The organism is Rhizobium sp. BR 317 (assembly GCF_047445835.1).
Lineage (GTDB): Bacteria > Pseudomonadota > Alphaproteobacteria > Rhizobiales > Rhizobiaceae > Rhizobium > Rhizobium paranaense.
Window position 1 is genome coordinate 345,592 of the sequence record NZ_JARWLB010000002.1, and the last position, 21,334, is coordinate 366,925.

A 21,334-nucleotide genomic window follows, 5' to 3' on the forward strand; every position below is an offset into this window, starting at 1 on the left:
CCGCGCATTGCAATCGTGGTAGCTATGACCTTTCGTCCGCATGGGGAGGAAACGCGCATCATGTTTGCCGAAAAGAGGCGTCTGAATAGTCCGACGAGTGCGACGCTCGCCTATCATCATGTGCCGGCCGAGGGCAGCGCGCGTGGCGTGCTTCTCATCAGCCACGGCCTTGCCGAACATTCCCGTCGCTATGAACGCTTCGCTGGAGCAATGGCGGCGCACCGCTTTCACGTCTACGCTCACGATCATCGCGGACACGGCGAGACAACGGCTGCCGACGCGCCACTCGGCCGCTTCGCAAGGCGCAACGGCGTCGATGCAGTCATTGCCGATGTGCTGGCGATGCGCGAGCTTGCCGCCGCCGCCCATCCCGGCCTGCCAGTCATCCTCTTCGGCCACTCCATGGGTGGGTTGATCAGCCTCAACGCGGCGGTGACGCATCCCGATAAATTCGACGCCGTCACCGTTTGGAACTCGAATTTCAATGCCGGGCTTGCCGGGCGCGCGGCCCAGGTCATCCTGAAGGCGGAACGCATGCTAAAAGGTTCCGATGTCCCTAGTGGACTGTTGCCGAAGTTGACCTTCGGCGCCTGGGGCCAATCTGTCGCCAATCGCCGTACCGAATTCGACTGGCTGTCACGTATTCCGGAAGAGGTGGATAAGTACATTGCCGACCCGCTCTGCGGCTTCGATGCCTCGGTCTCGCTATGGCTGGATATTTTCGAACTGACCTTCCGTGCACCGCAAAAGGACCACCTCGATCGGCTTCGGCGCGACATGCCGATCCATCTCATCGGCGGCGGGCATGACCCCGCGACGAACAATGGAAAGGCGATTTCATGGCTGTCAAACCATTTGAAAAGAGCCGGATTCTCGCATATCACCACGACTATCTATCAGGACATGCGGCATGAGACTCTGAACGAAATCGGCGCAGCCGCCGCCATTTCGGATTTTGCGAACTGGTGTCAACAGGTGACCGCAAAAGCCTGATTCCCATAGGAATGTTCGAATGAGTGCCACCGACAGTTCCCCTGCCCCGTTTGCATCAATCGGAGCTGACATTCGGCCTGTTGATGATGTTCCTGTCGGTCGTCCTGTCACCGATCATCGACATCTTCTCGAAGCTTGCCGCAATCACCATTCCGCCAGCGGAGGTCCCGCCGCTTTTATATTCTCTGGCGCGAGCGCGCTTTGATTCCAAGCCCGTATCCGATACATCTGAGAGCACTTTCGCGCTCTAGCCGCCTATCTGGACCGACATGACCGATCATAGGACCAAGAAACCGCCCCTTTCCGGCATTCGCGTCATCGAGCTGGCCCGCGTTCTCGCCGGCCCCTGGGCGGGGCAGATGCTGGCCGATCTCGGCGCCGACGTCATCAAGGTCGAGAACCCGGAGGGAGGCGACGATACGCGCCAATGGGGTCCGCCTTTCGTCGAGGGCAAGGATGGGGAAAACCTTTCGGCCGCCTATTATCACTCCGCCAACCGCGGCAAACGGTCTGTTGTCGCCGATCTCAAGACGGAAGAGGGCCAGGCCCTTGTTCGGCGGCTGGTCATGACCGCCGATGTGCTGATCGAGAATTTCAAGCTGGGCGGCCTGGTCAAATATGGGCTCGACTACGAGAGCCTGAGGAAGATCAATCCCAAACTGGTTTATTGTTCGATCACCGGCTTCGGCCAGACCGGTCCCTATGCCGGCCTCGCAGGTTATGACTATATCGTCCAGGGGATGTCTGGCTTCATGTCGATCACCGGCGAGCCGGATGGCCAGCCGATGAAAGCAGGGGTCGCGATCGCGGATATCTTCACCGGCATCTACGCCGTCTCTGCGATAGAAGCGGCCCTGATCCACGCGCTGAAGACCGGCGAAGGCCAGCTTGTCGATATGGCGTTGCTCGACGTGCAATCCGCCGTGCTCGCCAATCAAAACATGAACTATCTGATTTCGGGCAAGGCTCCCACACGCCTCGGAAACGCTCATCCCAATATCTCGCCCTATGAGGTCGTCCCAACAGCGGACGGCTACCTGATCCTTGCCGTCGGCAATGACGGACAGTTTCGCCGTCTCTGCGCAATTCTCGGCATCGCGGCACATGCGGACGATGAGCGCTATGCTACCAACAAAGCCCGCGTTGCCCATCGCCATGACGTCCGCGCTTTCATCTCGGCGAAAACGCTTTCCTGGAAAAAGGCGGACCTGCTGAAGGCCTGCGAGGACAATGCCGTGCCGGCCGGCGCCATCAACACGATCGAAGACATGTTTGCCGACCCGCAGATCCAGGCTMGAGGCCTACGGATCGATCTCGAGGATGCCGCCGGCACCGTCATTCCGAGCGTGCGGACACCGGTCGTCCTGTCGGAAACGCCGCTGACGTATACGCGGCCTAGCCCGCGTCTTGGGGAGCATCAGGAGGAGGTTCTCGCCGAATTGGCGGAACTGGAGGAAGGAAAGGCAAAACCATGAAGCGCACCGGCGGCCAGCTTATCGTCGAAGCCCTGAAGGCAAACGGCGTTCAGCGCATCTCCTGCGTTCCCGGCGAAAGCTTTCTTGCCGTGCTCGATGCGCTGCATGACAGCGATATCGACGTGCTCGTCTGCCGCCAGGAGGGTGGTGCGGCGATGATGGCGGATGCCTGGGGCCGGCTGACGGGTGAGCCCGGCATCTGCATGGTCACCCGCGGTCCGGGTGCGACCAATGCCTCGGCCGGCCTGCATATTGCCCGGCAGGATTCAATCCCGATGATCCTCTTCATCGGCCAGGTGCAGCGCGACGCCCGCGAACGCGAAGCCTTCCAGGAGGTGGAATTCCGCCGCGCCTTCACCGAATTCGCCAAATGGGTCGGCGAGATCGACGATGCCGCCCGCATTCCGGAATTCGTCACCCGCGCCTTCACCGTGGCCACATCAGGCCGGCCCGGCCCAGTCGTGCTGACCCTGCCCGAAGACATGCTGCGCGATGAGGTGGAAGCTCCGCATGCCAAGCGCTACATGCCGGTGGCGGCCCATCCGAGCCGCAGCCAGATCGACGATCTCTATCTTCGTCTGATCGCCGCCGAACGACCAATGGTCATCCTCGGCGGCACACGCTGGGATGAGGATGCGGTCGCTGACATCAGACACTTCGCCGAAAGCTTCAAGCTCCCGGTCGGCTGCTCTTTCCGCCGGCAGATGCTGTTCGATCATCTGCACCCGAATTACGCCGGCGATGTCGGTATTGGCATCAATCCAGCATTGGCAAAAGAGGTCAAGGAAGCCGATCTGCTGATCCTGCTCGGCGGCCGCTTCTCGGAAATGCCGTCCTCCGGCTATACGCTGATGGACATCCCCTACCCGCAACAACAGCTCGTCCACATCCATCCCGATCCGTCCGAACTCGGCCGCGTCTATCGCCCCGATCTGGCAATCTGCGCCAGCCCCGCCGATTTCGTGGCGGCACTCGCCGATCTCGAAGCACCGGCAGAACCGCGTTGGGCCGAGCGGACGGCGCGCATGCATGCCGCTTATCTCGCCTGGTCGACGACGCCGGAGAAGAGCCCGGGCGCCCTGCATATGGGCCGGATCATGGACTGGATCGAGGCCAATACAGCACCTGATACGATCTTCACCAATGGTGCCGGCAATTATGCCACCTGGCTACATCGCTTCCATCGTTTTCGCCGCTTCAACACCCAGGCCGGCCCTGCCTCGGGTTCGATGGGCTATGGCTTGCCGGCGGCGGTTGCCGCCAAGCAGCTCTTTCCGGAGCGCGAGGTGATCTGCTTTGCCGGCGACGGTTGTTTCATGATGCACGGACAGGAATTCGCGACCGCCGTGCAATATCGCCTACCCTTGATCGCACTGGTCATCAACAACGGCATGTACGGCACTATCCGCATGCATCAGGAGCGAGAATATCCCGGCCGCGTCAGTGCAACGACGCTCAGCAATCCGGATTTCGCCGCCTTTGCCCGTGCCTATGGCGGCCATGGCGAGACGGTAAAGACGACGGAAGAATTCGGCCCTGCCTTTGAACGCGCACGCGCCAGCGGCAAGCCGGCGATCATCGAAATTGTGCTCGATCCCGAGGCGATTACGCCGTCCCGTACCTTGACCGAGATTTCGCAAACAAAAAGCCGGTGAGCCCTGAAGCATATTGGCCCTTCTCAAACTGGAGACGGACAATATGCTCCTGCTCACCGGCTTTTCAGAAACGCATCGAATTCAAATCAGTCGATCGCGGCGGTGACGATGAACTCGACCTTATACTTCGGGGCAGCGAGCTTGGCTTCGCTGGTGGCGCGGGCCGGCGTGTTGGCCGGATCGACCCAGGCTTCCCAGGCGGCGTTCATTTCAGCGAAATACGCGATGTCGGAGAGATAGATGATCGTCTGCAGGATCTTCGACTTGTTGCTGCCGGCTGCAGCGAGCAGACGATCAACTTCGGCCAGTGCCGACTTGCACTGATCGGTGACGCTTTCGCCTTCACCAACCTGGCCGGCGAGGTAGACGGTGTTGCCGTGGATGACAGCGCCGCTCATGCGGGCTCCGACGTCGATACGCTTGATGCTCATGCTTCTCTCCTGATGTTGTGCAGTGACGGGTAACAAACCGGGCGCTGCCCATCGGCAACGCCCTCAATCTCTCGCATATTTGGTCGCGGTCGCTCAGCCGCGAATATGGTGCGTCTTCTGATAGATCGCGGTCGAGCGTGCGCCGGAGCGGCAATAGCCGAGCATCGGCCGCGGGAATTCATCGAGCGCGTCGACCATGCCCTGCACGGCCTCTTCGGTCACGCCCATCGGCCCAACGGGCACATGCGCGATTTCGAGACCGAGCTCCTTGGCGCGGGCTTCGATGACGGAAAACGGCGTCTGATTCGGGCTCTCATTATCAGGGCGATGGCAGACGATCGAGTTGAAACCCATGGCCTTGATCTGATCGAGATCCTCCAGGGTGATCTGGCCGGAAACCGAGTATTCGTCATCGATCGGGCGGATATCCATGGTTCATTTCCTCTGTGAAACCGAGGGCCTTGGTCTACGCCGCGATAGAGCGAGCGTCAACCGATTCAAGCCTTTCAGACGAAGGCAAAGTTGAGTGCGAAACTCCTGGCTTCCCCGGGCTGAAGAATATTGAATTCACCGGCCTCCTCCAGCTCGCCGCGCGATGTCAAACGATGCGAAACGGGCTCGATGCCGAGGACATGTGCCGGCGCGCGTTGGTTGCGCCAGACCTGCATAAACGGCAGCGTATCCGTGCCGAACCGAACCCGCAGCGATTTACCGCCGATAGAAGCGATCGGCCCGAGACACACTTCGGACCAGTCCTCGCCCTTCGCCGTTGCCGGCGCGCAGAAAAGACCGCCCAATTCCTCGCCGAAGGTCCAGGGGAAACCGCCATTCTCGAGCATCTGGCCGGAGAGGCGAACGCCGTCATCGAACCATTTGCCGCCGACATTCATATGATACATCAGAAACACCGGCATCGCCTCAATGCTGGTATTGACGACACGGTCGTTAAGCGAAACCTCGCCTGTCGCGCCGTCGATACGCCAATGACGCTCCAGCCGCGCCGCGCGGCGTTCGGCGGTGATGATGTCGATATCGGCGCGGCACTCCGCATTGCCATTCTCGAACCGGGTCCACAGGACCTTCGCGGGATGTGAGGAGATCGAGCCGTGCAGCGGATAGCGCTTGCCCTCGAAAGCGCCTGACATGGGTTCCGGATGTCGGATATGATCCGGACCGCAGGTGAAGAGAAAGCCCTCCAGCGAATGATCGATGCGCGGGTCACCATCATCCGGAATGGCGCGTCCCGGCGCGAGATTGTTGCCGTCGACGATGCAGGCGCCGATGTCCAGCACAGAGCTTTCATCCAGCGTTAGTTTCGGTCCCTTGGCTGCGGCAAAATCCATCATCTCCTGCAATCCTCCCTTGTCGGCTTTCGATCGCCCGTCCCCCCTCAAAAATCGTTTCGAAATGAGACAGGACGAGAATTAGCGGTGGTTTGTCTTATTGAACGTTAATTTGACGCCTTGATCACACAAATTTTTATCTTTTATTCAGCATGATACATTCAAATTCCACACTGGCGTCAAATTTGCCATGTGTGTGTCGGCTCAGCCATCACCCGAGGATTCGACAGAAGTGAACCGGTTCCTGAAATTCAGCCTTACTCTGGCTCTGACAGCCGCGACATCTGCTCTCGCGTTGACCAATGCGCAGGCGCAATATTATCGCAGCGGGAACGATGTCGTCCTAGTGACCCCTGACGGGCGAATCCTCGATCAATATCCTGAACAAGGCGTCGTGACCGTCGCCCGCGACGGGCGCGGCCATCGCGTGTTGATCGACCGCTACGGCAACGTCGTCGCCACCGAGATGCGCGCCAGCACTTATTACCCCCGCGCGCCCCGTCGTGACGTCTCCAACGACGACGGCTCCGGCGACGGCAACCGCTATGGCGACACGAAGCTTCTTTCCAACAATGGCGGCTATCGCGACTATCGTCAGTATCGCAGCGACGATTACGGGAACAATGACGGCTATGTCGACAATGGCTATGGCCAGCAGCAGGATCGCGGCGTCATCACCAGCGGCATTCCGCGCGACGGCGAAATCCAGAGCCAGCCGCTAGACAACCAGCCGCTGCCGGACGCGAACGACCAATCCCAGAATCCGAGCGGCAACGACTACGCATCGATCGATCCACAGCAGCAGGCACCTGCCATCGAACGCAAGCCGCCGGCCGAGCCCGTCATCACACTGAAGGGCAAGTCGAAGATGGAGATCACGGCGCTTGAGGTCTTCCTCTCCCGCCAGGGCATTTCGCCGGGCGCGATCGATGGCCGCATGGGTGCCAATGTCACGAAGGCGATCTACGCCTACCAGCAGATGACCGGTCAGACGCTGAACCCGAACGACACGGATTCGATCCTCGAACAACTGCGTTTGTCGGGCGGCATGCCGATCATCAACTATACGATCACGCCCGCCGATGCCGCCGGTCCCTATGTCGCGTCGATCCCTGAAGACTATGCCGAAAAGGCGCTGATGCCCTCGCTCGGCTACACGTCGACCACGGAAATGCTGGCCGAACGCTTCCATATGGATGAGGGCTATCTGAAGGAGCTCAATCCCGGCGTCGACTTCACGGTCCCCGGCAGCACAATCAAAGTGGTCAACACCGGCTCAGGCAAGACCGGCGCCGTCGCCAAGATTCTGGCCGACAAAGGCCGTAAGCAGGTTTTCGCCTATGATGCCAGCGGCGCCCTGATTGCCGCCTATCCCGCCAGCATCGGTTCGACCGATACGCCGTCACCGTCCGGCACCGTCACTGTCGAGCGTGTCGCCTTCAATCCGGGCTATACGTACAATCCGAAGATTAACTTCAAGCAGGGTGCCAACGACAAGATCCTCGACATTCCGCCCGGCCCCAACGGTCCGGTTGGCGTTGTCTGGATGGCGCTCTCCAAGCCGACATACGGCATTCACGGCACCCCTGACCCGTCGAAGATCGGCAAGTCGCAGAGCCATGGCTGCGTGCGCCTGACCAACTGGGATGCCACCGAACTCGCCAAAATGGTCAAGCCCGGCGTGGTTGTTGAATTCGTCGATTAAAATCGCATTTGAGCAAATAAGAAAGGCCGCCGAATGGCTCATTCGGCGGCCTTTCTGTTGGGGAAGCGCTTAGGCCGCGTTGCGGATCGCTTCCAAGCCGGCGTTGCGGGCCGAAGCCGTCAGCCGCACCGGCGGGAGCCGTATCATTTCCTCGGCAAAGATGCGGGCATTTTCCTGGGCCTTGTCGAGATTGCTGACGCGGTTCGGATCCATAGTGTAGAGCGTGCCGCCGCAATCGAAGATATCACGGAAAGCCGAGCGTTCGATGATCGGCGTCTCGAGAACCGTGACACTCCGCTCGGACAGCAGCGCCTTCACCACCTGCAGCGCCCGGGTCGTCACCATCGAATTGACGCGTGTCAGCACGACGGAATGATTGATGCGAATGCCGGCTCTCTGTTCCAGATACTGCAGCAGCTCCAGCACCTGGGCCCCGCCCCGCGCATCCATCGCACAGCCCTGGATCGGAATGAGCACATGATCGGAGAGACCAAGCGCCGTTGCCAGCAGCGGCGTGCGAGCGCCGGGCAGATCGAGGATGAAATAGTCCGTCCCGCTGTTTTCGGAAAGATGCACGGGCAAGGATGCGCTGGTCACGAAATCGATGACCGAGATATTGGGAACACGGCTGCCGGAAATTTCGTACCAGTGCGAAATCCAATGTTGCGGATCAGCGTCGAGAATGGTGACGCGATAACCGCGTCGCGCCAGTTCGGTAGATAACAGCAAAACCGCCGTCGTCTTCCCCGCCCCACCCTTCGTATTTGCAAATGTGATAACTGGCATAGTCGGTCTCCGGCAAGATGGCGGTGAGCACGAACATCGCTCTTTTCAGCACCATCTGACTCATCGGTGCAGTTAACGTATTGTTTCGAGATATGGTTAACAAAGCCCTAACGGCGCTTGTCAGGCATTAAGATATCGCGTCGACGAAGCCCAACCGGCTGCGCCATTTGCCGGCGAAGATTGCGATCGCCAACCTGCGAGATCGGCATAAAAAAATCGTGCCGCAATCATCTCGCGGCACGATCGGAAGCTGAGGCAATATTCTTAGAAGCAGTCGCTGAACAGCGCCTTGGTGTTTTCCAGCGTCATCGCCACAGGATTGCCGCCGGCGCTCGGATCTTCGATCGCCATGGCCGAGAGCTCATCKATGCGATCGGGCGCAATGCCCATAGCCGAGAGGCTTTCGGGAACGCCGAGTTCGGCGCGCAGCTTCAGCACATAGTCATAGAAGCCGTCGAAACCGCCGGAGATGCCGAGATAGGCAGCGGCACGAGCGATCTTGTCTTCAATGGCCTTACGGTTGAAGCGCAGGACGGCCGGCATGACGACGGCATTGGTCATGCCGTGATGCGTGTTGTAAACGGCGCCGATCGGGTGCGACAGCGCATGAATGGCGCCCAAGCCCTTCTGGAAGGCGACGGCACCCATGGCGGCGGCGCTCATCATGTTGGCGCGGGCTTCGAGGTCGGTGCCTTCCCTATAGGCGCGCGGCAGGAATTCCTTGACGAGCCGCATGCCTTCCAGCGCGATACCGGCCGACATCGGGTGATAGAAGGGCGAGGAATAGGCTTCCAGGCAATGGGCGAAGGCATCCATGCCGGTGCCGGCGGTGATGATCTTCGGCATGCCGACGGTCAGCTCCGGATCGGCGATGACGACGCCCGGCAGGAACTTCGGGTGGAAGATGATCTTCTTCACATGCGTTGCGGAATTGGTGATGACGCTGGCGCGACCGACTTCGGAGCCCGTGCCGGCAGTCGTCGGCACGGCAACGATCGGAGCGATGCCCTCGACATTGGCACGGGTCCACCAGTCGCCGATATCCTCGAAATCCCAGACAGGCCGCGTCTGACCGGCCATGAAGGCAACGCATTTGCCAAGATCGAGGCCCGAGCCGCCGCCGAAGGCGACGACACCATCATGGCCACCATCCTTGAAGGCCTTCACGCCAGCTTCGAGGTTCTTCTCGTTCGGGTTTGGATCGACATCGGCGAAGATGGCGCGACCGAGGCCTGCATCTTCGAGAATATCCAGCGCCGTCTTGGTGATTGCCATCGAGGCAAGCCCGCGGTCGGTGATCAGAAGCGGCTTCTTGATCCCCAGGCTTTTGCAGGCATCCGCCAGTTCCGTGATCCGGCCGCGGCCGAGCTTGACGGCGGTGGGATAGCTCCAATTGGCTGAGATATTGCTCATGCTGTTACCTTCTTCAAATGGTAGGATTTGGGGCGCGTCAGGTTGTGAAAACCGATCACGGAGAGCGAGCCGCCACGGCCCGTTTCCTTGACACCGGTCCAGCACAATGCCGGATCGAGATAGTCGGCGCGGTTCATGAAGACGGTGCCGGTTTCGATGTCGCGGCCGATGCGCGAGGCACGCTCGACATCCTTGGTCCAGAGCGAGGCCGTCAGGCCATAAGGGCTGTCGTTCATCAGTTCCAATGCTTCCGCATCGCTCTTCACCTTCATGATACCGACGGCGGGGCCGAAGGTTTCTTCGCGCATGAAGGCCATGGAGTGATTGACGTCGACGAGGATCTGCGGCGCGAGATAGGCGCCGCCGTCATCGGCAGGGAAAAGCTTGGGATCGACCAGCGCCTTGGCGCCCTTGGCGACGGCATCGGCGATCTGCTCGCGCACCACCTTGGCAAAACGCTTGTTTGCCATCGGGCCAAGCGTGGTTTCCGGATCGAGCGGATTGCCGAGCTTGTAGTTCGACACCCAGGCAACCGACTTCTCGACGAAGGCATCATAGAGTGATTCATGCACATAGATGCGCTCGATGCCGCAGCAGCATTGGCCGGAATTGTAGGTGGCGCCGTCCATCAGCGTATCGACGGCAGCGTCGAGATCGGCATCTTCCATGACATAGCCCGGATCCTTGCCGCCAAGTTCGAGGCCAAGGTTGGTGAAGGTGCCTGCAGCAGCGCGTTCGATCGATCGCCCGCCTTGGACCGAGCCGGTGAAGTTGACGAAGTTGAAACTGCCGGCCGCGATCAGAGTCGACGTCGTATCATGATCGAGATAGACGTTCTGGAAGACGTCAGCGGGAACGCCGACCTCGACGAAGGCCTGAACCAGCCGCTCGCCGACCAGAAGCGTCTGGCTGGCATGTTTCAGAATGACAGTATTGCCGGCCATCAGCGCCGGAGCGACCGTGTTGATCGCGGTCATATAGGGATAGTTCCAGGGCGCGATGACGAACACGACGCCATGCGGTTCGCGCTCGATACGACGTGCGAAATTCGCGCTGTCTTCCACCACCATCGGCGACAGCGCATCTGCTGCGATCGAGGCCACATAATTTGAGCGCTCATTGAAGCCGCGATATTCGCCGCCGTATTTGATCGGGCGACCCATCTGCCATGCGAGTTCCGGCACGACGACATCAGCCATCTCGTTGAGACGCGCAGCCCCCTTCAATACGAGCTGAACGCGCTCTTCCAGCGGACGGCGCGCCCAATCCTTCTGCGCCTTGCGGGCGCGGGCCACCACGTCTTTGGCCGCATCCAGCGACAGCGCCGGACGCTCCGCATAAACCTCCCCGTTTACCGGGGACACGCATGTGATCATGGTCATGATCGAAATCCTGTTTCTATAGTCACGAATATAGTCTCGGCTGACGGCCGAGAGACTACCCCAAGAGCTTACGTCGCCGAAAGAAGCGATTTACCGCAGCCACCTTCCCTTGCCCGCGCCTGACGACGAAAATCAGGCAGGGAACAAAAAACACAGCAAGGCTTACGCTCTTTCGAATCCTCTCGCCACCTCCCAGTCGGTGATGCGGCGATCATATTCTTCCTGCTCCCATTCGGCAGCGCGGGTGTAGTGATCGATGACATCGTCGCCGAAGGCTGCGCGCAGCATCTCAGAGCGGTTCAGCGCCACCGCAGCGTCTCGCAGCGTGCGCGGAATTTCACGAACCTCGCGGGCACCATAGGCGTCTCCCACGAAAGGCGCCTCCAGTTCAAGCTTGTTCTCGATGCCGTCGAGACCGGCGGCGATCAGCGCCGCAAAGGCGAGATAGGGATTKAGGTCGGAGCCGCCGACGCGGCATTCGATGCGGATTCCCTTGGTTTCGGCACCGCAGAGACGATAGCCCGCCGTGCGGTTGTCGGTGCTCCAGATCGCCTTCGTCGGCGCGAAGGTGCCGGCCACGAAACGCTTGTAGGAATTGATGTAGGGCGCAAGGAAATAGGTGATCTCGCTGGCATGCGTCAAAAGGCCGGCGACATAATGCTTCATCAGCGGCGTCATGCCATGCTCTTGTTCCTTGTCGAAGAACAGCGGCGTCTTGCCGTCGGCGCTCCACAGCGACTGGTGGATATGCGACGAGCTGCCGGCGGCATTGTAGTTCCACTTCGCCAGGAAGGTGATGGCCTTGCCCTTCGACCAGGCGATCTCCTTGCAGCCGTTTTTGATGATCGTATGGCGGTCCGCCATGGTCAGCGCGTCTGCATAACGGACGTTGATTTCCTCCTGTCCCGCCGAAGCCTCGCCCTTGGAATTCTCGACCGGAATGTCGGCGCCCTGCAAGCCCTTGCGGATCGCCCGCATCACATCCTCTTCCTTGGTGGTCTGGAAGATGTGGTAGTCCTCATTGTAGCCACTGGCGAGATGCAGGTTGCGATAGCCGGACTCGCGGGCACTGTCATAGCTCTGGTCGAACAGGAAGAATTCCAGTTCGGAGGCCATGAAGGCCTTCATGCCCATCGCTTCAAGCCGCCTGATCTGCTTCTTGAGGATGGCACGCGGCGAATGCGCCACTTCTTCGTGAGTGTGATGATCGAGCACGTCGCAAAGCACCAGCGCCGTGCCCTCGAGCCAGGGAATGCGGCGAAGCGTGGCGAGATCGGGCTTCATCGTATAGTCGCCATAGCCCTTCTCCCAGCTCGTCGACTTGTAGCCGGAGACGGTCTCCATCTCGAGGTCGGTCGCCTGGAGATAGTTGCAGCTATGCGTTTCCTTCCAGGCACTTTCCACGAAGAATTCCGCCTGGAAGCGTTTGCCCATCAAGCGACCCTGCATGTCCACTTGACATGCCAGAACCGTATCGATGCGCCCTTCGGCCACATCTTTCTTGAGGTCGTCGAACGTATAGCTAGTGCTCATGAGTGATCCGCCTGAACAATGAATTGGGGTGTCGGAGAACAAACGGCGGCCTCATGGCTGCGAGCAACTCGACGCCGTGCCTTTCGCTTGTACCGGTGAAGGGGCCGCATGCAGGCGGCCCCGCCATGTGAGAAATGCAGCTCCGGTGCTTAGCCTTCGCCGACGGCCGCTTCTGCCGCTGCTATTTCAGCCTTGCGCTTGCTGATCGCATCGCCGATCGGCGGTCCCTTGAAGCGGCGCTTCTCGAAGCCGAACCAAACGATTGCGGTCAGGACAAGGAAGCCGACGGTGATGATGCCTGCCCAGTCATTCGGCGGCTGAATGCCGAGAACGAAAATCACGATCATCGAGATGATGCTCAGCACCGCAAAAAGCTTGAACAGACCCTCGCCGAGGTTCCACGGACCCATCTTGTCCCACTTCGACGTGCCCCAAGCGAAGAGGCCGAGCGTGATCGGGATCGCGAAGGAGAAGAAGAGGAAGATGACGGTGCACGACACGACGATGGTGTAAACCGGCGTATCGCCGATCGATACCAGCGACGACCCCCAGACGAACAGCACCGAAAGGATCGAGCCGGTCCAGATCGCGGAAACCGGCGTGCGGTGTTTCGGGCTGACCTTGGAGAGTGCCTTCGATGCCGGCAGACCGCCGTCACGCGAGAACGCAAAGATCATACGCGATACCGAGGTGACCGTTGCAAGGCCGCATAGCCACTGGCTGATGAAGATCAGGAAATAGAGGATGTCCTTGACGATGGGATTCACTTGAGCATCCATCGCCCAGAAGAACACGTTCCAGCCCTGCTTTGCTGCATCGTCCATGTTCGGAAGCATCAGAACGAATGCACACAGCATGATGTAGCCGAACAATGCCGACCAAAGCACGGAGGCTACCATGCCGCGCGGAACGGAATGTGCTGCCTTGACCGTTTCTTCGGAGGTGTGCGCCGATGCGTCATAGCCGGTGATCGTGTAGATCGGCAGCAGGAGGCCGAGGGCGAAGACCCAGAAGGTGGAAACCTGCGGCCAGACCGGCGCGCCGGTTGCCGATCCGTCGGCGGCAATCGTCGCTATGCCCGAATAGTTCGTGAAGGTGAACAGCCGCGCGAAATCATAGGACGGTGCGGCGATCAGGCATACGGCCGCAAGTGCGATCGAGGTTGCGAAGATCAGATAGCCCGAGAAGTCGGTCAGCTTCGCCGTCAACCCGATACCCATATGGTTCACCAGCGCCTGAAGGCCGGTGATGACCACGAGGAACACGATACGGATCAATGTCGTATCGACCATGCCGAAGTAGCCGCCGAAAGCGCCGATGAAAAAATAATAGGTGCCGACATTGATCGCGCCGAGAACGGTGACCAAGCCGAGCAGGTTGAACCAAGCGGTCAGCCAGCCCGTAAAACGGTTACCGAGGATCGATCCCCAGTGATAGAGCCCGCCCGCAGTCGGATAGGCCGAGCTGATCTGCGCCATCGCCACGGCAAAGACCAGAGAGATGAAGCACCCGACCGGCCAACCGATGCCGATCGCGGCACCGCCTGCGCCCGAAGTTGCCTGGGCGAGCGAATTAATGCCGCCCGAAAGAATGCAAATGATGGAAAAGGATACGGCAAAGTTCGAGAACGAACTCATGCGCCGTTCCAACTCCTGGGCATAGCCCATGGAGTGCAGAATATGCACGTCCTGTTTCTTGTCTAACTCTGAGTAATCAGACATGTATGTCATTCCCCCTAAAACCCGGTCGCCCACGGAATTGCGGGCCACCATGTGCCACTTGCGCCGCTGGCTTTTTGCCATACGGCCCGATTGCAGTTGAACTGCTCCCCGGGGTCTTTTCTTTCTATGCTCAGGCTTCCAGACTGCTCTGGATAAGCCCTGTCAGATAGTCGGCCACGACCCCTTGGCCGACGTCATCTCCGATGAGGTCGTTGCGGACCTCGATCATAACGTTATGCAAACCGTTGGCGAGCCCATGCAGCTTGAGCGTATGGGTCACGCCGTCTTCCGGTCCGTAAGGCTGATTGCGTTCAGTACGATAGAGCGGCGCCCCCGCCGCCCCATCAAGCATGCGATCCGCCAGCCAGCGGTCTTCATCGTGCAGAATGCCGAGCTCCACTGCCCGCTGCTTGCCGTTGTAAACAGGCGTAAAACTGTGAACCGTGACGATCACGGTTTTTTGCTCCCGCGCCGCCCGCTCTTTCAGGAGAGCGCGAATGCGGTCATGGAACGGCACATAAAGCGCTTCGGTGCGTGCCTGCCGATCAGCGGCTTGCAGATGCTGGTTGCCGGGGATCGTGTAGATCTCGCTGATTTCCGGCATCGCGCCCGCGCTTTCCGGCGGACGATTGCAATCGTAGACCAGGCGCGAGAAGCGTTGGTAAACCAGCGTCGCATCGAGGCTGACAGACATCTTCCTGGCGACTGCCAGTGCACCCGGATCCCAGGCGATATGGCTGGAAAGCGCTTCGGCCGAAAGGCCTAGATCGCCAAAATATTCGGGCAGCGTGCGCGAGGCATGTTCACAAATGATCAAAACCGCGCTTTTTCCATCCGGTCGCTCGACCGCGACGCAATCGCCATCAGCTTTTGTCAAAATGCCTTGCCCGGCAAGCATCAAAGGCGCCCTACCCTCTTAATAAAATCTTTATAAGAAAAGAATTCTTCAGGTTTTGGCGGCTGTCAACTGGAAACTGAAATTATTTCTTCATTTGTGACATTGACTCGAAATGTGACAGCGTAGTTATATTCATTTCAGGAGCTTGGCATTAGACCAGCCCGGGGAGCAAAATCGAGTGAGCAATGCGTCGAAAACAGTTTCGGACGTAATCAATGACCAATTTGAAGCGCTGACACGCGCCGAGAAGCAGCTCGCCAAGAGCCTGCTCGACAACTATCCCGTTTCGGGGTTGGGCAGCATTACGACGGTAGCCGAAAATGCGCGGGTATCCACGCCGACCGTGGCGCGCATGGTGCAGAAACTTGGTTTCAAAGGCTATCCGGACTTTCAGTCGCGCCTCCATCAGGAGGTCGAGGCGACCATCTCGAATCCGCTTACGAAGCATGACCGCTGGGCGTCCAATGCTCCCGGTACGCATATTCTCAATCGCTTTGCAGACGCCATCATGGGCAATCTCCGTCAGACCCTGACGGACATCGACGCGGCAACTTTCGATAACGTGGCTACGCTGTTGTCGGAGCCCAAGCGCGGGCTTTATTTCGTTGGTGGACGCATCACCGGCGCGCTTGCCGAATATTTCTTCACCCACATGCAGGTCATCCGCCCGAACACGACCTTGCTGTCCTCCAATTCCAGTTCCTGGCCGCAATATGTTCTGAACATGAATCCCGGCGACCTGCTCGTGATCTTCGATATCAGACGCTACGAGCAGGAAATGGTCAGCCTTGCCGCCGCCGCGCGCCGTCGCGGGGCCGAGATCATCGTCTTCACCGACCAATGGGCGAGCCCCGCCGTCAAATACGCAAAACACACATTCCGCGTACAAATCGAGGCGCCTTCCGCCTGGGATTCCTCCGTCGTCACCCTCTTCATCATCGAAGCCCTGATCGAAGCCGTACAAAGCTCGACCTGGGACGAGACGAGTGAACGTATGAAAACGCTTGAAGGCCTGTTCGAACAAACAAGGCTGTTCCGCAAACTAGGTTAGGAGGAAAGGAAAGTATAAAAACACAACCTGGGGATCGGCCAGCAAGACAGAGCCTGTCATCATCGGCGGATAAAAGTAAATCCCCGGTGTTTTCAGGAGACGCAACCCACTGGAACCCGTCACACAACCTTCATGCAACGTCATTAACAGCAACGCCAGACACTGAAAACCCAAAAGGAGGAATACCAGTGATCTCGACAATTCATCGTCTTCTGACGCTCTCCACTGCAATGCTCGTAGCTTCGACTGCCATTGCTGCTGCTGAACCGAGCGCAGACCTTATCGCCGCCGCCAAGAAGGAAGGCACGCTTACCACCATCGCTCTGCCCCACAACTGGTGCGGTTACGGCGATCTGATCGCTGCCTTCAAGGCGAAATACGGCATCGATGTCAACGAACTGAACCCGGACGCTGGGTCGGGCGATGAAGTTGAAGCCATTCGCGCCAACAAGGGCAACACCGGCCCGCAGGCTCCCGACGTGATCGACGTTGGTCTCTCCTTCGGCCCGACCGCCAAGAAGGAAGGCCTGCTGCAGCCCTACAAGGTTTCCACCTGGGATTCCATTCCGGACAGCGCCAAGGATGCTGACGGTTTCTGGTACGGCGACTACTACGGCGTTCTCTCCTTCGTCACCAACAAGGACGTTGTGAAGAACCCGCCGAAGGACTGGGCTGACCTGCAGAAGTCGGACTACGCCAACACCGTTTCGCTCGCTGGCGACCCGCGCACGTCGAACCAGGCCGTTCAGGCCGTTTACGCCGCTGGCCTGGCTGCCGGTGAAAAGGATGCCACCAAGATCGGTGCCGCTGGCCTCGACTACTTCGCAAAGCTGAACAAGGCTGGCAACTTCGTTCCGGTCATCGGCAAGTCCGCTTCGCTCGCACAGGGCGCAACCCCGATCGTCGTCGCTTGGGACTATAACGGCCTCGCATGGCGCGACAGCCTGAACGGCAACCCGCCGGTTGACGTTACGGTTCCGGCTTCGGGCGTCATCGCCGGCGTTTACGTTCAGGCGATCTCGGCTTTTGCTCCGCATCCGAACGCTGCCAAGCTCTGGATGGAGTTCCTCTATTCCGACGAAGGTCAGATTGGCTGGCTGAAGGGCTATTGCCACCCGATCCGCTTCAACGACCTGGCGAAGAACAAGAAAGTTCCGCAGGAACTTCTCGACAAGCTGCCGCCGGCTGCCGCCTATGAAAAGGCTGTCTTCCCGACGCTCGACGAACAGGCCGCTGGCAAGACCGCCATCACCACCAAGTGGGATTCGGTCGTCGGTTCGAACGTAAAGTAATCAGACCTGACATGGCCTCCCCGCCTCAGCGGGGAGGTTTTCCTTTTTTTGACGCCGCGGATCGGGCCAATCATGAGCATCGTCACGACATCAACGATCAATTCCACTCCCATGATCAATAAACGCATGGTTGTCGATTGGCTGGGCATAGCGCCCTTCCTGATCTTCGCGCTGCTGTTTCTAATTCTCCCCACGATCTATCTGATCGCAGGCGCCTTTCTGACGCCCGATGGCAGCTTGACGCTAAAGAACATCGGCGATCTGTTCACAGAGTCCATCTGGGACTCCTACTGGATCAGCATCAAGGTATCGCTGGCATCCTCTCTTGGCGGCGCCTTGATCGGCTTTTATCTGGCCTGGGCGCTCGTCATGGGCGGCCTGCCGGCTTGGCTGCGCCATACGTTTTTGACCTTTTCCGGTGTCGCCTCGAATTTCGCCGGCGTACCTCTGGCTTTTGCATTCATCGCCACGATCGGTCGCCTGGGCCTCGTCACGCTGCTGCTGAAAAACTGGCTTGGCTTCGACATTTTTCATGCAGGCTTCAATCTCTACAGCTTCGTCGGCTTGACCATCACCTATATGTACTTCCAGATTCCGCTGATGGTGCTGATCATCACGCCGGCACTGGACGGTATGAAAAAGGAATGGCGTGAAGCCGCATCCATCCTCGGAGCGACCACTGGACAATATTGGCTTATGGTGGCGCTCCCCATTCTCTGGCCGAGTCTGCTTGGCACGACGCTGCTGCTGTTTGCCAACGCCTTCGGCGCCATCGCAACGGCCATCGCACTGACGGGCAGCTCGCTGAACATCATACCGATCCAGCTCTATGCCCAGATCCGTGGCGACGTCCTGCACAACGCCAATCTCGGTTATGCGATGGCTCTCGGCATGATCGTCATCACTGGCATTTCCAACGTCATCTACATCATCATGCGCATGCGCGCGGAACGGTGGCAGAAATGAAGCTGCAAAAATTCTTTGCCTGGATCGCGGTCGTCATCGGCGCCATCTATTTCATCGTTCCGCTCATCGGTACGCTGGAATTCTCGCTGCGCATGCGACGCGACGCCTATAGTTTCGACGCCTATGCATCGGTCTTTTCGGACGCTCACTTCCTGTACGCGTTCGGCTATTCGATGCTCATGGCCTTGCTGACCATCATCTTCGGCATGCTGATCGTCGTGCCCACGGCTTATTGGGTGCGCCTCCGTTTGCCGCAGATACGCCCGATCGTCGAATTCATCACCTTGATGCCGCTGGTCATTCCCGCCATCGTCATCGTCTTCGGCTATCTGCGCCTCTATAATTCGTCGTCGATCCTACCTTTGACGGGCTTCGAGCAGTCGACGAACTTCCTTCTGGTCTGCTCCTATATTGTCCTCTCCCTCCCCTATATGTATCGTTCAGTCGATACGGCGATGCGCACGATCGATGTCGGCACCCTGACGGAAGCCGCCGAAAGTCTTGGCGCTAAGTGGACGACCATTATGTTCCGCTGCATTTTTCCCAATGTTATGAGCGGCGTCCTTTCCGGCGCCTTCATCACGCTGGCGATCGTCATGGGCGAATTCACGATGGCATCCCTGCTCAATCGTCCGGCTTTCGGCCCATACATGCAGCTTGTCGGCGCCAACCAGGCTTATCAGTCTTCGGCGCTGGCTATCATCGCGCTCGCTGTCACCTGGCTCAGCATGGGCTTGCTGCAGCTCGTTTCCCGCTTCTCAAAACTGGCTCCGGTTAAGGCGTAAGGCTTCGCACCATGGCTTTTCTCGAACTCACCCACATCAAGAAGTCCTTCGGCGACGTTCACGTCGTTCACGATTTCAATATGCAGATCGAGAAAGGAGAGTTCATCTCCTTCCTCGGACCCTCTGGCTGCGGCAAGACGACCGTGCTGCGCATGATCGCCGGTTTCGAAAACCCGACGGCCGGAACGCTGACGATCAATGGCAAAGACCAGCGAGCGCTGAAACCGAACCAGCGCAACATCGGCATGGTCTTTCAGGCTTACGCCCTGTTTCCGAACATGACGGTGCATGACAACGTCGCTTTCGGCCTCAAGGTCGCCGGCATGGCGAAATCCGACATCGACAAGCGCGTCAAGGAGATGCTGAGCCTCATCAAGCTCGATCATCTTGCCACCCGCTTCCCCTATCAGATGTCCGGCGGTCAGCAGCAGCGCGTGGCGCTCGCCCGCGCCATCGCCGTCAAGCCCCAAGTGCTCCTGCTCGATGAGCCGCTCTCGGCGCTGGACGCTAAGATCCGCATATCGCTGCGCGAAGAAATCCGTGCGATCCAGCAGCAGCTTGGCATCACCACTGTCTTCGTGACGCACGATCAGGAAGAGGCGCTGTCGATCTCCGACCGCATCGTCGTCATGAATGCCGGCCGCGCCGATCAGATCGGCACGCCCTTTGAAATCTACAATACGCCGGCCACCCGCTTCGTGGCCTCCTTCGTCGGCACGCTGAACCTCATTGAAGGCAAGGTCGTCGATCCCGACAACAGCCGCATCACGATCGGCGATCAGAACGTCACATTGAAGCAATCGGTCACCGCCTATAAGCCCGGCGACACCGTATCGCTTGCTTTACGTCCGGAAGCCGGCTCGCTGGCGGAATCGGCCAAGGGCGACACCGCACTGACGGGCGAAGTCTCCTCGGCGCACTTCCTGGGTTCGGTCATCCGCACCCGCATGAACGTGGCCGGCAACACCATTTCCTTCGACATGTTCAACAGCCCGGGCATGATGCCTCCGAGCGTCGGCGAGAAGGTCACGCTACGGTTTGCCTCCTCCGATCTGCTTGTCATCCAGGATTGATCGCCTCCCTGCGCGGCAGGGAAGTTTGGAAAATTATTCGCGAACGCCGGGCCAAAAGCCCGGCGTTTTTCTTTGATTTCTGTTGCACCGCATTTATAGTCCAGCCGTTCTCAGGGCGGGGTGCAATTCCCCACCGGCGGTATGGAGACTGGTCTCCGAGCCCGCGAGCGCCTTCCGGTTGCCGGAAGGGTCAGCAGATCCGGTGAGAGGCCGGAGCCGACGGTATAGTCCGGATGGAAGAGAGCAAGCTGGGTCGACAGCTCCTTCGCATAAGGGGCTTCTGCGACCTTGCGTGTTCGCCCAAGGGATATTGAGTTAAACCCTTGAAAGGCAAAGTTAATGACCATTTCCATTTCGACACAGCCGGGCCGCATAGCGTTGATCCGGGCTCGCTGGCATGCCGACATCGTCGATCAGTGCGTCGATTCCTTCGTTGCCGAATGGCAGAAGACCGAAGGCGCCTCCCCGATCGACATTTTTGATGTGCCGGGTGCCCTGGAAATCCCGCTGCATGCGCAGACGCTCGCGCGCAACGGCCGCTATAGCGCGATCATCGCAACCGCCTTCGTCGTCGACGGCGGCATCTACCGCCACGATTTCGTTGCCGATACCGTTCTCGATGCGATGATGCGTGTGCAACTGGATACCGGCGTTCCGATTCTTTCGACCGTGCTGACGCCCCACCATTTCCAGGAAACGGAAGCGCATATTCATTTCTTCAAGCAGCATTTCGTCATCAAGGGTCAGGAAGTGGCAAACGCTTGCCGCCAGATCCTGAGCGAACGCGCCAAACTGCTGCCATCGGTGACGGTCTGAGTTAAGATGATGGAGG

Annotated in this window: 19 protein-coding genes, 1 pseudogene and 1 riboswitch; of the genes and pseudogenes, 11 read left to right on the plus strand and 9 right to left on the minus strand. The window is 59.1% G+C overall.

Annotated elements, in window-relative coordinates:
• Nucleotides 1-60 precede the first annotated feature (60 nt).
• The 4 genes and pseudogenes from QD357_RS04250 (at nucleotide 61) to QD357_RS04265 (ending at nucleotide 4,123) form a co-directional block, all read left to right on the plus strand.
• Nucleotides 61-993, plus strand: a complete 933-nt coding sequence (locus QD357_RS04250; RefSeq protein WP_107108495.1) for an alpha/beta fold hydrolase — start codon at nucleotides 61-63, stop codon at nucleotides 991-993.
• A gap of 19 nt (nucleotides 994-1,012) precedes the next feature.
• Nucleotides 1,013-1,160, plus strand: a pseudogene (locus QD357_RS04255) (EamA/RhaT family transporter); the annotation flags it as partial.
• A 102-nt stretch (nucleotides 1,161-1,262) separates the two neighbouring features.
• Nucleotides 1,263-2,468 carry a CaiB/BaiF CoA transferase family protein gene (locus QD357_RS04260; protein ID WP_107108496.1) on the plus strand — a complete coding sequence of 402 codons (1,206 nt, stop codon included), beginning with the start codon at nucleotides 1,263-1,265 and terminating at the stop codon, nucleotides 2,466-2,468.
• Nucleotides 2,465-4,123: a thiamine pyrophosphate-binding protein gene (locus QD357_RS04265; RefSeq protein WP_107108497.1), complete on the plus strand. Its 1,659-nt coding sequence runs from the start codon at nucleotides 2,465-2,467 to the stop codon at nucleotides 4,121-4,123. Before QD357_RS04260 ends, QD357_RS04265 begins: the two co-directional genes overlap by 4 nt.
• Before the next feature lie 86 nt (nucleotides 4,124-4,209).
• On the opposite strand, the gene QD357_RS04270 is transcribed toward QD357_RS04265, so the two are convergent.
• The 3 genes from QD357_RS04270 to QD357_RS04280 form a co-directional block, all read right to left on the minus strand.
• Entirely contained in the window at nucleotides 4,210-4,554 is a 345-nt protein-coding gene (locus tag QD357_RS04270) for a RidA family protein (protein ID WP_107108498.1), read from the minus strand.
• Between the two features lie 93 nt (nucleotides 4,555-4,647).
• Nucleotides 4,648-4,986 (minus strand): TIGR01244 family sulfur transferase, encoded by a 339-nt coding sequence (locus tag QD357_RS04275; RefSeq protein ID WP_107108499.1) that lies wholly within the window; start codon nucleotides 4,984-4,986, stop codon nucleotides 4,648-4,650.
• Nucleotides 4,987-5,060: 74 nt separating this feature from the next.
• Nucleotides 5,061-5,900: a DUF4432 family protein gene (locus QD357_RS04280; protein WP_107108500.1), complete on the minus strand. Its 840-nt coding sequence runs from the start codon at nucleotides 5,898-5,900 to the stop codon at nucleotides 5,061-5,063.
• A 229-nt stretch (nucleotides 5,901-6,129) separates the two neighbouring features.
• Here QD357_RS04280 and QD357_RS04285 point away from each other — a divergent pair, with 229 nt between their 5' ends.
• Nucleotides 6,130-7,602, plus strand: coding sequence for a L,D-transpeptidase (locus tag QD357_RS04285; protein ID WP_107108501.1), 1,473 nt, complete (start codon nucleotides 6,130-6,132; stop codon nucleotides 7,600-7,602).
• Nucleotides 7,603-7,671: 69 nt separating this feature from the next.
• Here the strand turns inward: QD357_RS04285 and QD357_RS04290 are convergent, their stop codons facing one another.
• The 6 genes from QD357_RS04290 to QD357_RS04315 all read right to left on the minus strand — a co-directional run bounded on the left by QD357_RS04290 (nucleotide 7,672) and on the right by QD357_RS04315 (nucleotide 15,338).
• Nucleotides 7,672-8,388: a ParA family protein gene (locus tag QD357_RS04290; protein WP_414124062.1), complete on the minus strand. Its 717-nt coding sequence runs from the start codon at nucleotides 8,386-8,388 to the stop codon at nucleotides 7,672-7,674.
• Between the two features lie 264 nt (nucleotides 8,389-8,652).
• Nucleotides 8,653-9,801, minus strand: a complete 1,149-nt coding sequence (locus QD357_RS04295) for an iron-containing alcohol dehydrogenase (RefSeq protein ID WP_107108503.1) — start codon at nucleotides 9,799-9,801, stop codon at nucleotides 8,653-8,655.
• On the minus strand, nucleotides 9,798-11,183 hold the full coding sequence (locus QD357_RS04300; RefSeq protein ID WP_107108504.1) for an aldehyde dehydrogenase family protein: 1,386 nt from the start codon (nucleotides 11,181-11,183) through the stop codon (nucleotides 9,798-9,800). Before QD357_RS04300 ends, QD357_RS04295 begins: the two co-directional genes overlap by 4 nt.
• A 162-nt stretch (nucleotides 11,184-11,345) precedes the next feature.
• Nucleotides 11,346-12,716, minus strand: a complete 1,371-nt coding sequence (locus QD357_RS04305; RefSeq protein ID WP_107108505.1) for a glutamine synthetase family protein — start codon at nucleotides 12,714-12,716, stop codon at nucleotides 11,346-11,348.
• A gap of 149 nt (nucleotides 12,717-12,865) precedes the next feature.
• Nucleotides 12,866-14,437: an amino acid permease gene (locus QD357_RS04310; protein ID WP_107108506.1), complete on the minus strand. Its 1,572-nt coding sequence runs from the start codon at nucleotides 14,435-14,437 to the stop codon at nucleotides 12,866-12,868.
• 130 nt (nucleotides 14,438-14,567) lie between these two features.
• The gene (locus tag QD357_RS04315) at nucleotides 14,568-15,338 is read right to left on the minus strand and encodes an N-formylglutamate amidohydrolase (protein ID WP_181316071.1); all 771 of its coding nucleotides are present in this window, start codon (nucleotides 15,336-15,338) and stop codon (nucleotides 14,568-14,570) included.
• Nucleotides 15,339-15,513: 175 nt separating this feature from the next.
• On the opposite strand from QD357_RS04315, the gene QD357_RS04320 reads away from it, so the two are divergent.
• The 6 genes from QD357_RS04320 (at nucleotide 15,514) to QD357_RS04345 (ending at nucleotide 21,318) form a co-directional block, all read left to right on the plus strand.
• The gene (locus QD357_RS04320) at nucleotides 15,514-16,386 is read left to right on the plus strand and encodes a MurR/RpiR family transcriptional regulator (protein ID WP_107108508.1); all 873 of its coding nucleotides are present in this window, start codon (nucleotides 15,514-15,516) and stop codon (nucleotides 16,384-16,386) included.
• 188 nt (nucleotides 16,387-16,574) lie between these two features.
• Entirely contained in the window at nucleotides 16,575-17,678 is a 1,104-nt protein-coding gene (locus QD357_RS04325) for an ABC transporter substrate-binding protein (protein WP_414124063.1), read from the plus strand.
• A gap of 72 nt (nucleotides 17,679-17,750) precedes the next feature.
• Nucleotides 17,751-18,644 carry an ABC transporter permease gene (locus tag QD357_RS04330; protein ID WP_107108510.1) on the plus strand — a complete coding sequence of 298 codons (894 nt, stop codon included), beginning with the start codon at nucleotides 17,751-17,753 and terminating at the stop codon, nucleotides 18,642-18,644.
• On the plus strand, nucleotides 18,641-19,429 hold the full coding sequence (locus QD357_RS04335; RefSeq protein WP_107108511.1) for an ABC transporter permease: 789 nt from the start codon (nucleotides 18,641-18,643) through the stop codon (nucleotides 19,427-19,429). Before QD357_RS04330 ends, QD357_RS04335 begins: the two co-directional genes overlap by 4 nt.
• 11 nt (nucleotides 19,430-19,440) lie before the next feature.
• Entirely contained in the window at nucleotides 19,441-20,502 is a 1,062-nt protein-coding gene (locus tag QD357_RS04340) for an ABC transporter ATP-binding protein (protein WP_107108512.1), read from the plus strand.
• Between the two features lie 102 nt (nucleotides 20,503-20,604).
• Nucleotides 20,605-20,751: riboswitch (FMN riboswitch) on the plus strand.
• A gap of 90 nt (nucleotides 20,752-20,841) precedes the next feature.
• Nucleotides 20,842-21,318, plus strand: a complete 477-nt coding sequence (locus QD357_RS04345; protein WP_107108513.1) for a 6,7-dimethyl-8-ribityllumazine synthase — start codon at nucleotides 20,842-20,844, stop codon at nucleotides 21,316-21,318.
• The last annotated feature ends 16 nt before the right edge of the window (nucleotides 21,319-21,334 follow it).

What these genes read in the sequence shown, in the direction of transcription:
- QD357_RS04250 (WP_107108495.1), top strand. Translation starts at nt 61, where the DNA reads ATGTTTGCCGAAAAGAGGCGTCTGAATAGTCCGACGAGTGCGACGCTC.
- QD357_RS04265 (WP_107108497.1), top strand. Translation starts at nt 2,465, where the DNA reads ATGAAGCGCACCGGCGGCCAGCTTATCGTCGAAGCCCTGAAGGCAAAC.
- QD357_RS04270 (WP_107108498.1), bottom strand. Translation starts at nt 4,554, where the DNA reads ATGAGCATCAAGCGTATCGACGTCGGAGCCCGCATGAGCGGCGCTGTC.
- QD357_RS04275 (WP_107108499.1), bottom strand. Translation starts at nt 4,986, where the DNA reads ATGGATATCCGCCCGATCGATGACGAATACTCGGTTTCCGGCCAGATC.
- QD357_RS04280 (WP_107108500.1), bottom strand. Translation starts at nt 5,900, where the DNA reads ATGATGGATTTTGCCGCAGCCAAGGGACCGAAACTAACGCTGGATGAA.
- QD357_RS04290 (WP_414124062.1), bottom strand. Translation starts at nt 8,388, where the DNA reads ATGCCAGTTATCACATTTGCAAATACGAAGGGTGGGGCGGGGAAGACG.
- QD357_RS04300 (WP_107108504.1), bottom strand. Translation starts at nt 11,183, where the DNA reads ATGACCATGATCACATGCGTGTCCCCGGTAAACGGGGAGGTTTATGCG.
- QD357_RS04310 (WP_107108506.1), bottom strand. Translation starts at nt 14,437, where the DNA reads ATGTCTGATTACTCAGAGTTAGACAAGAAACAGGACGTGCATATTCTG.
- QD357_RS04330 (WP_107108510.1), top strand. Translation starts at nt 17,751, where the DNA reads ATGAGCATCGTCACGACATCAACGATCAATTCCACTCCCATGATCAAT.
- QD357_RS04335 (WP_107108511.1), top strand. Translation starts at nt 18,641, where the DNA reads ATGAAGCTGCAAAAATTCTTTGCCTGGATCGCGGTCGTCATCGGCGCC.
- QD357_RS04340 (WP_107108512.1), top strand. Translation starts at nt 19,441, where the DNA reads ATGGCTTTTCTCGAACTCACCCACATCAAGAAGTCCTTCGGCGACGTT.
- QD357_RS04345 (WP_107108513.1), top strand. Translation starts at nt 20,842, where the DNA reads ATGACCATTTCCATTTCGACACAGCCGGGCCGCATAGCGTTGATCCGG.